Consider the following 11,029-nt stretch of genomic DNA (forward strand, 5'->3'; position numbering starts at 1 on the left):
CCACTACATCCTCGAAAGGGGCCGCACCGTCTGGTCCGGCAGCAGCGTCGATCTCGCGGCGCAGGCAGAAATGGTACATCGCTATGTCGGCGTCTGACATGGTCGCGGCAGAGCTAGTCGCGACGACATCCCTGACCGATCCGGTCGAGGCGCTGCGCGATGCGCTCGCGACGATCCTCGACGGGCTGGTCGCAGCCGGCTGCGGGCCGCAGCATCTGCTCTCGATGACATGGGAGACAGGCGAGCCGGCGGCCTTCCATCTCTCGCGCCATGAGGTCGAGCTCGCCTATCGCGAGGTCTTCGCCGGCTTCCGCCCGCCGATCCGGCTGCAGCCGAGGGCCGAGCCCGGCCTGGCGATCCGCGCGCGGCACTCCGAGCCGACACCACCACCGGAGAGGCTCGTTCAAGGCCACACGCTGCCGCAGCTCGCCCGCCAGTACAGTCCGCGCCTGCAGGCCGACATGAAGGCGCTGTTCCGGCAATGGAGCCGCGACGGCGAAGCCTTCCGCGCTCATCACCGCGGCCGCGACCTGGCCTATGGGCCGGGGCGTTTCGAGACGCTCGACCTCTACCTGCCACGGGGCGTCTCGCGCCCGCCGCTCTGGGTCTTCGTCCATGGTGGCTACTGGCAGGCCTCCGACAAGGTCCAGCACGCGCAGTTCGCACAGGGCATGCTGGCGGCCGGCTTCGCCGTCGCCATGCCGAATTACGGGCTTGCGCCCGAGACCCCGCTGGAGCGGAGCGCGGAGCAGATCGTCGCTGCCCTGAACTTCCTGGTCGGGGAAGCCGAGGCGCTCGGCATCGACGCCGCGCGGCTGCATCTCGCGGGGCATTCCGCCGGCGGCCACCTCGCCGCCATGGCGCTGGTTGCGTCGGATGCCCCGCCCATTGCCTCCGGGCTCTTGCTCTCGGGTCTCTTCGACCTGACACCGCTCGGCCATCTCCCGCTCGGGCGCCTGCTTGGCCTCGACGACCTGGCCCGGGCCGAACGCCTGAGCCTGCACGGCCGGCCCTGCCCCTCCGCACGCCTCGCCTTCGCCGTTGGCGAAGTGGAAAGCGATGCCTTCAAGGCCCAGTCAGCCGCACTTGCCACCGCCTGGCGGGCCGGACCGCCGGTCCTTTGCGCGGGACATCATTTCAGCCTCCTCGACGGCCTGAACGGTGGCAAGCTGCTCGAACTCGCTCGCAACACGGCGGCCGCTTGACCATGTCGCACCCGCGCAAGCCTCTTCGGATCGCCCTGATCGGCTGGGGCGCGATCAGCCGCCGCGTCGCCGGGTTGCTGGCGCAGCGCCTGGGCTCCCGCGTCACTGTCGCGGCCATCGGCCTTCGCGATCTGTCGAGCGCGCCCGACCTGCCGACGGGCGCGGCGCCGATCACGGATCCGGGGCAGCTCGCCGGTCTCGGGCTCGACCTCGTCGTCGAAGCCGCCGGGCGCGAGGCTGTGGCCGGATGGGGCGCGGCAGCGCTGCGCCACGCCCCGGCCTTCGCCGTGGCCTCGACCAGCGCCCTTTGCGACGATGCGCTGCTCGGCAGGCTCCTGGAGGTGGCCGAGACCAATGGCAGCCGACTCCTGATTCCGGCGGGCGCGCTCGGGGGGATCGATGCCTTGGCCGCGGCCGCGGCGCTTCCGCTGGACGAGGTCACCCATACCATCGTCAAGCCGCCCGCGGCCTGGCGCGGCACGGCGGCCGAGGCGATGGCGTCGCTCGACGCGCTTTCGGCGCCCTTGACCTTCTTCTGCGGAACCGCGCGCGAGGCGGCGTCGCTGTTCCCGCAGAACGCCAATGTCGCGGTGATCAGCGCGCTGGCCGGCATCGGGCTCGACCGGACCCGCATCCAGCTCGTCGCCGATCCCGGGGCGAAGGCAAACAGCCATCGCCTTGCCGCGAGCGGGGCGTTCGGCCGGCTCGAGATCGCAATCGAGAACCGCGCCCTTGCCGCCAATCCGAAATCATCGGAGATGACGGCTCTCTCGCTGGTCCGATTGATCGGAGCCGCGGTGAACCCGTTGGCCATCTGACCGGCGGGAGACGCAAAGCAGCGCTCCGAGCCGGGTCCATGCGGCGATCGGCAGCAATCGCGATGCTCCCGCGAGTTCTGCAAGAGATGCTGGCGGACGTTCATTGGTTCCCGCGATCCTCCCGGGCCGCGGGCGCAAATACCCGATTGAGCAAAAGCGGTCAGGTCTCCTTTGCGGCCTCGATCCACAGAAAGGAGGCCTCCTCGTTGTCCTGCGGTTCGATCGACGATTTGCGGACGAGCAATCCGCCATCGGATAGATATTTCAGTGTTTCCGCTTCGCCGTTGTGACCGAAGAACATCGTGGTTCCCAGCCATTCACCGGTCCACTCGCCGGAAACACCTGTTCCAAAGCTTCCGACAAAGACACCGCCCGGCTTCAGCAATCTCGCGATCTTCAGGATCAACGGTCCTTGCTGGACAGAGGGGACATGCGTGATCGAATAGAAGGCGCCAACCGCGTCGAAGGAACCGGCTTCAAGCGCCACGTCGCACATATCCGCCTGGATGAACGTCGCCAGCGGGACCTGCTTTCGAGCCCTGAGGATCTGTTGTGCCGATGCGTCGACACCGATGACGGCATGTCCCAATGCCGCAAGATCCCGCGCCACGGGGATGCCCGCACCGCATCCGAGATCGAGGACCCGGCCGCCATCGGCTGGCAGGCTGTCGATAAGACGGCCGAGCCATTTCTGACGAACAGCAGATACCCCGAACCGTTCGAGATATGCGTCTGCAACGTCGTCATAACCTGCAGCGACAAGGTGTTTGGGATCGCTAGCCATGGCGGAACAGTTGCAGACGACCGCACGCGCGTCGAGCCGCGACGTCTGCAACCCCAAGCATCCCCTCAGAGCTGCAGCAAATCCTCAGACTCTTCCCTGCCCAAGCGGGCCCGAGCGCTGGCGCCCAGAACTCTGGCAACAGCCTATGCCGGTCATCAGGTCCGCCTCCTCCGACGCGCATCGGAGTATTGTCCCAAACGCGCGGCATCAAGGCTGCTGCATCCCGCCGGAAACGCGTGTAAATTCGGCGTTATCGGAGACGGTTGGCGCGAAAGCACCGGCCCACGACGGCACTTCTGCCCGGGGATAGCGGAAGCGACACGGCGTCGGTTGGCCTCGCTTGCGTCACAGCAAGGTGGGAGGGTGTCATGAGGAAACTCGCAACGCTCGCCACTGCCGCTTTGATCATGACCGGCAGTGTCGGAACCGCCGACGCGCAATATTGGCGCGGGGGCGGCTGGGGCTATCACGGCGGGTATTATCGCAACTATGGCTGGGGCGGCGGCGCTGTCGCTGCCGGGCTGGTCGGTGGGGCGCTGCTCGGAGGCCTGGTCGCCGCAGCAACGACGCCCGCCTATGCCTATGGATACGGTTATCCGGCCTATGGCTACGGATATGGCTATCCCGCCTATTCCTATTATGGCCCGCGGGTCTATTATCGCCCGGGCTATTACTATGCGCGGCCCGTCTATTATGCCCCGCGCTATTACGGCTGGAACCGGGCTTATTACGGCCCGCACTATTATCCCCGCACGGTCTACCGGGCATATTGGTGAGGCCGTCGCCGACGACCGGCCATCAGCGAAGCCGGCCGGTCGGTCGCGTCCGCGAAGGGGATCTCCGTTCGACGGCCGAATGCCGAACGGAGCCGTGCCTCAGCGCAGCGGCGCGCCGTAGCGCTCGACCTGGTAGGGCTGCCGGGCGAGGCCGACGCAGAAGCTCGCGACCGCATCCTGCAGTTTCTCGGCCAGCAGTTTCATGGGCGCGTTCGCCGCTTCCAGCCGCTCGCGCGCCGCTTCCGCCTCGCGCGCCAGCTTCGCGAGGTCGAGCGTCAGCAGGCGCCCCTCCTTCACGACGAAGCGACCGCCGATCATCACGTCGCGCACCGCCGTGCCGTCTTCGACATGGACGATCTGGTTCACCGTGCGGTTATGCGGCAGCCAGTTGATATGGCCGAGATCGACGAAGACGAGATCGGCCTTGTAGCCGCCTTCGATCCGGCCGATGCGGCCCTGGAAGCCGAGCGCGCGGGCGCCGCCTTCGGTTGCAGCATGCAGGGCCTCGGGCGTGGTCAGCCATTCCCGGACATCGGGTCCACGCACCTTCGAGACGAAGGAGGCCAGGCGCGTCGCCTCGTACATGTTCTGGTTGTCGCCGCTGTTCGAGCCGTCCGTGCCGATCGCCACATTGACGCCGGCCGCGAGCATCGCCCGCACGTCGGCAAGCCCACTGCCCAGCCGCATATTGCTCGCCGGGTTGTGCGCGACCGAGGCGCCATGGCCCGCGAGGATGCGCATGTCCTCCGGATCGAGCCAGACGCCATGGGCGACCGTGAAATCGGGGCCGAGCAGGCCGAGCTGGTCGAGATGGGCAGTCAATGTGCGGCCATAGCGCTTCATGCCGGAGAGCGCCTGGATCTTCGATTCCGCGACATGGCTGTGCAGGCCGAGACCGAAGCGGCGGGCACAGTCGCGACAGGCGCCGAGGAACCCATCCGAGCAATGCAGCGGGATCGTCGGGGCGAGCGCGATCTTTAGCCGTTCCGTATCGAAGCGCACCTGCGTGACGAAAGCCTCGAAGCCCTTCAGCGTCTCGGCATAGGGCTGCATCCGGAAGCGGTCGACCTCGGCGCGCAGCGGCTCGGGCAAGGCGTCGTAGAGGCCGGGAATGGCCTCATAGAGCGTGGTGTCGGCGACCATCGGCGCGATCGTCGCGCGCATGCCGACATCCTGATAGGCCCGGGCGACAGCCGACATGCCCTCGACCGACGGCGCTGGCACCTCGAAGAACAGGTCGTAGCAGGCGGTCGTGCCCTTCAGCACCATCTCGGCGCCGTTGAGTGCGGCGCTGAGATATTTGTCCTCGAGGCTGCGGTTGCCGCTGATCCAGGGGCCGGCGGCCAGGAGCAGTTCGAGCGACCAGCGGTCCCCCATGGCCTTGGCGAGCGCGCCATGGCCGTGGGTATGGGCGTTGACGAGGCCGGGATGAACGAGCTTGCCGGTGGCGTCGATCTCTGCCGCCCCCTCGGGGACGGACATGCCGCGCGGACCGATCTCGCGGATCGTGTCGCCTTCGAGCAGCAGGTCGAGCGGTTCAGCCTGAACGCGCTCCGGCAGGAGGACGAGGGCGTTGCGGATGATCGTGTGGAGCGGGCTTGCGGTCATGGCGGGGTCTCCTTCTCGGCGCCGCAGGTCAGCGCCGCTGCTCGGCCGCTGCCCAGGGGAAGAACACCCGCTCGGCGACGACGATCAGCTGGAACAGGACGATGCCGAGCAGGGCCAGGATCAGCATGGCACCGAAGGCGACGGGAACCTTGAAGAACGCGGTTGCGGAGGTGATGAGATAGCCTAGGCCCCGTTCCGCCGCGACGAACTCGCCGACCACGGCGCCGACGACGGAGAGTGCGATCGCCGATTTCAGGCCGGAGAATACGAACGGGATCGAATAGGGCAGACGCACCCGCAGCAGCTCCTGCAGCTTGCTCGCGCGGCAGGACCGGGCAAGCTCGACCAGCTCCGGCGGCACCGCCAGCAGACCCGTGGTCATCGAGATCACCAGCGGGAAGAAGGCGACCAGGAAGGTCACGATGACGCGCGGCAGCTCGTTGGGACCCAGCATCACGACCAGGATCGGCGCGATTGCGACCTTCGGCACCGACTGGGTCAGCACGAGCAGCGGATAGATCGCATCCGCCGCCAGCCGCGAGGAGGAGATCAGCACGGCGAGCGGGAAGCTGACCGCGATCGAGAGCAGGAAGCCGAACAGCACGGTCCTGAGCGTCGCCAGCGTATGCTCGCCCAGCGCCGGGCCCATCGCCGCGGTGTCCTGGAAGATCCGCGAGGGCGCCGGCAACAGGTATTCGGGGATGGCGAAGACCCGGACGGTCACCTCCCAGATCGCCATCAGCACGACCAGCGCGACGAGCGGGATCAGGAATTCGCGGCTCGCGCCGAGCAGGCGCAGGGCTTTAGTGTTCGACATCGAAATGCGTCCCCTGCTCGCCGAAGATCAGTTCGCGGATGCGGCCGGCGCAGCGCTGGAATTCCGGGTGGCCCGACATGGCGAAATCGCGCGGGCGCGGCAGATCGACATCGATGATCTCGGCGATCCGGCCGGGCCGGGGCGACATCACGACGACCCTGTCCGCCAGGATCACCGCTTCGGGAATGGAATGGGTGACGAAAATGATGGTCTTGGGCGCATTCGCCCAGATCCGCAGCAGCTCGATCGTCATGATCTCGCGGGTCAACGCATCGAGCGCGCCGAAGGGCTCGTCCATCAGCAGGATGTCGGGATCATGCACCAGCGCCCGGCAGATCGCGGCGCGCTGCTGCATGCCGCCGGAAAGCTGGCGCGGCCGGTGATCGGCGAAATCCGCGATGCCGGCGACGGCCAGCAGGTCCTTCGCCCGCCGGCGCGCCGTCTCGTCGGCACGCCCCATGATCGTGGAGGGGAACATCACGTTCTCCATGATCGTCGCCCAGGGCAGCAGGGTCGGCGCCTGGAAGACGATGCCCGTGTCCTGCCGCGGCGCGCTGACGCGCTCCCCATTGATGGCGATGCTGCCCTCCGTCGGCGGCACCAGGCCGGAGACGAGCCGCAGCAAGGTGGACTTGCCGCAGCCGGAGGGGCCGACGAGCGTGACGATCTCGCGGTCGCGGATCGTGAGATCGATCCCGTCGAGCGCGCGCACGCCGCCATTGCCGACCGAGCCAAAGACCTGGCCGGCCCCGCTGATTTCAATCATGTCTATTCTCCGGCGTCCCCTGCCCTGTCCGCTCTCGTCACTTCTTCGGCGGCAGGAAGGACATGTCGACCGCGGTCGCCGGATCGAGCTTGGGGTCGAGATTCTGCGACTGGGCAACGACCTCATAGGTCTTGTTCAGGCGCTCGGTGGTGATGCCGCCGACCCCGGCCTCCTTGGCGTGATCGGTGAAGATGAAGCCCAGCGTCGCCTTCAGGCTGCCGAGGCAATCATCGAGATCGACCTGCGGGATCGCCTTCACATGCGCCTCGCAGGTGGCCTGCGGATTGTCGCGCGCCGCCTCCCAGGATTCCGTGGTCGCCTTCATGAAGCTCTTCAGCATCTCCGGGCGGTTCTTCGCGCTCGCCTCGGTGGTGTGGAAGGCAAGCGAGTAGATCGCGAAACCCGCCTCGACGAAGGGCAGGAAGGCGAGCTCCTTGCCAGCGCGCTGGGCCTGCTTGTTCTGATAGTAGAAATTGGTCGAGTAGGACGGGATGGCGTCGACCTTGCCGCTGATCAGCAGCGGACCCATGGCCGAGCCGTCGACGGTCACCCACTCGATCTTGTTGGGATCGGTCTTTGCCGCCGCGGCGACCGCCGGGAAGTAGAGCCGGTGGCTGTTGCCCGGCGTGATGCCGATCTTCTTGCCTTCGAGCCCGGTGAAGGTGGTGATCCCGGAATCCTTGCGCACGAAGAGCGAGTGCGGGGAATGGGCGTAGACCGCGCCGATCATCTTCAGCGGCACGGAGCTGCGCTGGCGCGCGGTGAACAGGGCGGAAATATCGGCCATGCCGATATCGGCCGCGCCGCCGGCCACCTTGCTCAGCGTGTCGCCGGAGCCGTTGCCCTTGCTGATCCGCAGCTCGATGCCATTGCGCTGATAGATGCCCGACGCGATGCCGGCATAATAAGGCGCGTAATCGCCGGTCGGAATCCAGTCGAGCATGAGATGCACGTTCTCGGCCGCACGAGCGGCAGACGGTACGGACAACGCGACGGCCGCGCTGAAGATGGCTGTGAGAGTGCTCGACGTGAATTTCGACATTGTGGTCGCCCTTCCTGGTTCCCCTATGGACAGAAACAGTGGGGACGCCGATCAGATCAAATACCAATTTCGCTGCGATACATAATATATGGTTATGCTGCAGCGCACATCGTGCGGCGGCTGCATCCGCCCCCGCTCAATCCGGCATGGCGGGGTCGGTCGCGAGCGGCAGCAGCTCCATCAGCCCCTGCACGAAACTGCGGGCGATGCGCGACAGCGGCTCGACCCGCGAGGAGAGCAGATGCGGCCGCGTCGTCGTCTTCGGCACCAGAGGGCGGGAGCGGATATTCGGCCAGGCGTTGTCGACCAGCACGAAGTCGTCGACGATCGCGATGCCGCCGCCGGCCTGAACCAGCGAGCAGGCATTCGGCGTGAAGCGCACCTGCGCGTTGAAGCGGATGGGCTTTGGCGTGGCGCCAAGAGCGCGATTGACGACCATGCCATAGGGCGTCTGCGAGCCATACCCGATCATCGGATAGGGCACGAGATCGGCCGGCTTCAGCACGCGCTTGCTGCCGAGCGGATGGCCTTCGGGGAAGATCACGCGCAGGCGTCCCTCGGCGATCTGCGTGGCTTTTACGCTCGGATCCTCGACGGCCATGGAGGTGACGGCGAGATCGGCGCGATGGCTGGCGATGCGCGCGATCAGCTCGGCCAACGTGAGGATCTCGAAATCGACGCGCACATCGGGATGCGACTGGCGGAAGCGGCCGATCGCCTTCGGCACCAGCATGTGGCCGACGCTGGGGCTTGCCAGCAGTCGGATCGACCCCGCGCTGCCGCGGCGCAGCTCCTCCGCCATGTCGTTGACCCGGGTCACGCCCTGATGGACGAGCTCAGCCTCGGCGAAGAGCTGCCGCGCCTCGGGCGTCGGCTGGACGCGGCCCTTGACGCGCTCGAACAGCGTCAGGCCGAGCCGATCCTCCGTATAGGACAGGAGCCGGCTGATCGCCGGCTGGGAGACCGAGAGCAGGCGCGCCGCGCCGCTGATCGAGCCTGTCACCATGACCGCGCGGAACATCTCGATCTGCCGAAGATTCATCGCCATGGCACATAACCTCCCCTTATAGTTCAGTAGAGAAATGGTATATACTTGTTTTGGTGGCGCCCGGCTAGATTGCGGCCAGTTTGAACTGGCCTTCACAGCCCAAGGAGTCTCTTTCGATGTCCCGCCTTCTTACCGTTGCAGCGGCTCAGCTCGGTCCCATCCACCGCGCCGATGATCGCGCATCGGTCGTGCGCCGGATGATCGCGCTGATGCAGCAGGCAAAGGCCCGCGGCGCCGATTTCGTCATCTATCCGGAACTCGCCCTGACGACCTTCTTCCCGCGCTGGTATTGCGAGGACCGTGTCGAGGCCGACCAGTGGTTCGAAACCGCGATGCCCGGCCCCGACACGCAGCCGCTCTTCGACACGGCGCGCGCGCTCGGCATCGCCATGAGCTTCGGTTATGCCGAGCTGACGCCGGAGGGACGGCATTTCAACAGCTCGATCCTGGTCGACAGGACCGGCCAGATCATCGGCAAGTACCGCAAGGTGCATTTGCCCGGCCATGCCGAACGCGACCCGACCCGGGCGCACCAGCATCTYGAGAAGCGCTATTTCGAGCCCGGCGACCGCGGCTTCCCGGTCTGGCGCTTCGAGAACGGGCTGGTCGGCATGGCGATCTGCAACGACCGGCGCTGGCCCGAGACCTATCGCGTCATGGGGCTGCAGGGCGTCGAGATGGTCGTGCTCGGTTATAACACGCCGACCACCAACGGCCATTCCAAGACCGAGACGCTGGCCGACCGCCTGTTCCATCACCGCCTGTCGGTGCAGGCCGGCGCCTATCACAACTCGACCTGGGTCGTGGCGGTCGCCAAGGCCGGCGTCGAGGACGGCTTCCCGCTCTTCGGCGGCACGCTGATCGCCGATCCCAGCGGCAAGATCGTCGGCGAACTCGACCATGACGAGGACGGGCTCTTGATCCATGCCTGCGATCTCGATGCCACGCGCTTCGGCAAGGAGACGATGTTCAACTTCGCCGCTCATCGGCGCGTCGAACATTATGACCTGATCACCTCACGAATCGGCGTCGGCGCGCCACTCGGCACCACCGACTAAGGCATCGGCAGGACAAGTGGATCGCGGCTTTCGGGAAAGCCGATGCGAACACGGAACGGTCAGATGATCGGACCCGGTACGATATCCGGTCCGATCACCCAGGCATGCTCCGCCCGGGCGATCCGCATCGGGAAACCGGCGCGCGCCGGCCGCGCAAGAGCGCCTCGCCTTCTTCGCATCATTTGGTGCGACGTTGGTCGGCTGACTTTGTCGGCCAGAGCGGACAAGAACGGCTTGAAGGGCCTATAGTCCCTTTTCGATAGTCTGAAAGTCAGGGGCGGCACAGGTGAAGGAACCAGACCGGGTCGATGAGTATGTCGGCATTCGCCTGCGAAGAATGCGCCGCCTGACGGGCTACAGCCAGACGAAGCTTGCCGAGTTGCTGGGGATCACGTTTCAGCAAATCCAGAAATACGAGAAGGGTGTGAACCGGATCAGTGCGAGCCGGCTCCAGCATATCGCCAATATCTTTCAGGTCCCCGTTTCCCATTTTTTCGATGGGGCGCCGGCGATCTCGACTCCAGCCGCAGATTCAGTGCCGGACGCCCCCTCCCCGGAGGTCGCTGACCTGCTCGCCACCCGCGACGGCATCCGTCTGGCCAAAGCCTTCGCTTCGATAAGGAACTTCAAGACACGCCGCCGGATTGTCGCCCTCACCGAAGCGATGGGCGACGCCGAGGAAGCGTCTGAAGCCGAGCCGGGTCGCGCCACGGCTGCAGGGTCCGGCTGCGACTGAACCGTTTTGTCGCGGCGCAGCTGAGGCAGCGGAAGAGGCGAGCCCCTGGCGTTCGGCGACCGTTGCGACGTCGGCCCCACCTCCTTGCGCATGGCGCGCGTTCGGCACGGCCGGAAACACAGAGGGCGACATTCAAGGAAACGGAGGCCCTTGCCAACATCTATAATATCCATTAACTTGGATATATGGATAATTTACAAACCATTCTCGCCATGGCTGCACTGGCACAGCCCACGCGCCTCGACACCTTCAAGCTTCTGGTGAACCGCGAGCCCGAAGGCGTTCCCGCCGGCGAGCTCGCGCGGCTGCTGGATGTTCCGCAGAACACGATGTCGGCTCATCTCGCCATCCTGTCGCGCGCACGACTGATC

12 protein-coding genes are annotated in these 11,029 nt (G+C 66.3%); 6 read left to right on the forward strand and 6 right to left on the reverse strand.

Features of this window, described 5'->3' with window-relative positions; genetic code table 11:
- Nucleotides 1-98 precede the first annotated feature (98 nt).
- Both AC1D34_RS26755 and AC1D34_RS26760 read left to right on the forward strand, forming a co-directional pair.
- The gene (locus tag AC1D34_RS26755; protein ID WP_441504563.1) at nucleotides 99-1,205 is read left to right on the forward strand and encodes an alpha/beta hydrolase; all 1,107 of its coding nucleotides are present in this window, start codon (nucleotides 99-101) and stop codon (nucleotides 1,203-1,205) included.
- 2 nt (nucleotides 1,206-1,207) lie between these two features.
- Complete coding sequence (locus AC1D34_RS26760; RefSeq protein ID WP_441504852.1) at nucleotides 1,208-2,023, forward strand: aspartate dehydrogenase; 816 nt, start codon at nucleotides 1,208-1,210, stop codon at nucleotides 2,021-2,023.
- Between the two features lie 160 nt (nucleotides 2,024-2,183).
- On the opposite strand, the gene AC1D34_RS26765 is transcribed toward AC1D34_RS26760, so the two are convergent.
- Nucleotides 2,184-2,807 (reverse strand): class I SAM-dependent methyltransferase, encoded by a 624-nt coding sequence (locus AC1D34_RS26765; RefSeq protein WP_441504564.1) that lies wholly within the window; start codon nucleotides 2,805-2,807, stop codon nucleotides 2,184-2,186.
- Nucleotides 2,808-3,175: 368 nt separating this feature from the next.
- Here AC1D34_RS26765 and AC1D34_RS26770 point away from each other — a divergent pair, with 368 nt between their 5' ends.
- Nucleotides 3,176-3,583 (forward strand): hypothetical protein, encoded by a 408-nt coding sequence (locus tag AC1D34_RS26770; RefSeq protein WP_441488472.1) that lies wholly within the window; start codon nucleotides 3,176-3,178, stop codon nucleotides 3,581-3,583.
- Between the two features lie 99 nt (nucleotides 3,584-3,682).
- Here the strand turns inward: AC1D34_RS26770 and AC1D34_RS26775 are convergent, their stop codons facing one another.
- The 5 genes from AC1D34_RS26775 to AC1D34_RS26795 all read right to left on the reverse strand — a co-directional run bounded on the left by AC1D34_RS26775 (nucleotide 3,683) and on the right by AC1D34_RS26795 (nucleotide 8,864).
- Nucleotides 3,683-5,191: an amidohydrolase family protein gene (locus AC1D34_RS26775; RefSeq protein ID WP_476825833.1), complete on the reverse strand. Its 1,509-nt coding sequence runs from the start codon at nucleotides 5,189-5,191 to the stop codon at nucleotides 3,683-3,685.
- Between the two features lie 28 nt (nucleotides 5,192-5,219).
- The gene (locus AC1D34_RS26780) at nucleotides 5,220-6,008 is read right to left on the reverse strand and encodes an ABC transporter permease (protein WP_441504567.1); all 789 of its coding nucleotides are present in this window, start codon (nucleotides 6,006-6,008) and stop codon (nucleotides 5,220-5,222) included.
- On the reverse strand, nucleotides 5,995-6,774 hold the full coding sequence (locus AC1D34_RS26785) for an ABC transporter ATP-binding protein (RefSeq protein ID WP_441488475.1): 780 nt from the start codon (nucleotides 6,772-6,774) through the stop codon (nucleotides 5,995-5,997). Before AC1D34_RS26785 ends, AC1D34_RS26780 begins: the two co-directional genes overlap by 14 nt.
- Before the next feature lie 37 nt (nucleotides 6,775-6,811).
- Entirely contained in the window at nucleotides 6,812-7,816 is a 1,005-nt protein-coding gene (locus tag AC1D34_RS26790) for an ABC transporter substrate-binding protein (protein WP_441488476.1), read from the reverse strand.
- Between the two features lie 136 nt (nucleotides 7,817-7,952).
- Nucleotides 7,953-8,864 (reverse strand): LysR family transcriptional regulator, encoded by a 912-nt coding sequence (locus AC1D34_RS26795; RefSeq protein WP_441488477.1) that lies wholly within the window; start codon nucleotides 8,862-8,864, stop codon nucleotides 7,953-7,955.
- Nucleotides 8,865-8,980: 116 nt separating this feature from the next.
- On the opposite strand from AC1D34_RS26795, the gene AC1D34_RS26800 reads away from it, so the two are divergent.
- The 3 genes from AC1D34_RS26800 to AC1D34_RS26810 form a co-directional block, all read left to right on the forward strand.
- Nucleotides 8,981-9,922 carry an N-carbamoyl-D-amino-acid hydrolase gene (locus tag AC1D34_RS26800; protein WP_441488478.1) on the forward strand — a complete coding sequence of 314 codons (942 nt, stop codon included), beginning with the start codon at nucleotides 8,981-8,983 and terminating at the stop codon, nucleotides 9,920-9,922.
- 286 nt (nucleotides 9,923-10,208) lie between these two features.
- Nucleotides 10,209-10,658: a helix-turn-helix domain-containing protein gene (locus AC1D34_RS26805; RefSeq protein ID WP_441504568.1), complete on the forward strand. Its 450-nt coding sequence runs from the start codon at nucleotides 10,209-10,211 to the stop codon at nucleotides 10,656-10,658.
- Nucleotides 10,659-10,843: 185 nt separating this feature from the next.
- The coding region (locus tag AC1D34_RS26810; protein WP_476825834.1) for an ArsR/SmtB family transcription factor at nucleotides 10,844-11,029 on the forward strand (186 nt) is incomplete at its 3' end.

Source organism: Allobosea sp. P1_A7 (assembly GCF_056406775.1).

What these genes read in the sequence shown, in the direction of transcription:
- AC1D34_RS26755 (WP_441504563.1), top strand. Translation starts at nt 99, where the DNA reads ATGGTCGCGGCAGAGCTAGTCGCGACGACATCCCTGACCGATCCGGTC.
- AC1D34_RS26760 (WP_441504852.1), top strand. Translation starts at nt 1,208, where the DNA reads ATGTCGCACCCGCGCAAGCCTCTTCGGATCGCCCTGATCGGCTGGGGC.
- AC1D34_RS26765 (WP_441504564.1), bottom strand. Translation starts at nt 2,807, where the DNA reads ATGGCTAGCGATCCCAAACACCTTGTCGCTGCAGGTTATGACGACGTT.
- AC1D34_RS26770 (WP_441488472.1), top strand. Translation starts at nt 3,176, where the DNA reads ATGAGGAAACTCGCAACGCTCGCCACTGCCGCTTTGATCATGACCGGC.
- AC1D34_RS26775 (WP_476825833.1), bottom strand. Translation starts at nt 5,191, where the DNA reads ATGACCGCAAGCCCGCTCCACACGATCATCCGCAACGCCCTCGTCCTC.
- AC1D34_RS26780 (WP_441504567.1), bottom strand. Translation starts at nt 6,008, where the DNA reads ATGTCGAACACTAAAGCCCTGCGCCTGCTCGGCGCGAGCCGCGAATTC.
- AC1D34_RS26785 (WP_441488475.1), bottom strand. Translation starts at nt 6,774, where the DNA reads ATGATTGAAATCAGCGGGGCCGGCCAGGTCTTTGGCTCGGTCGGCAAT.
- AC1D34_RS26790 (WP_441488476.1), bottom strand. Translation starts at nt 7,816, where the DNA reads ATGTCGAAATTCACGTCGAGCACTCTCACAGCCATCTTCAGCGCGGCC.
- AC1D34_RS26795 (WP_441488477.1), bottom strand. Translation starts at nt 8,864, where the DNA reads ATGGCGATGAATCTTCGGCAGATCGAGATGTTCCGCGCGGTCATGGTG.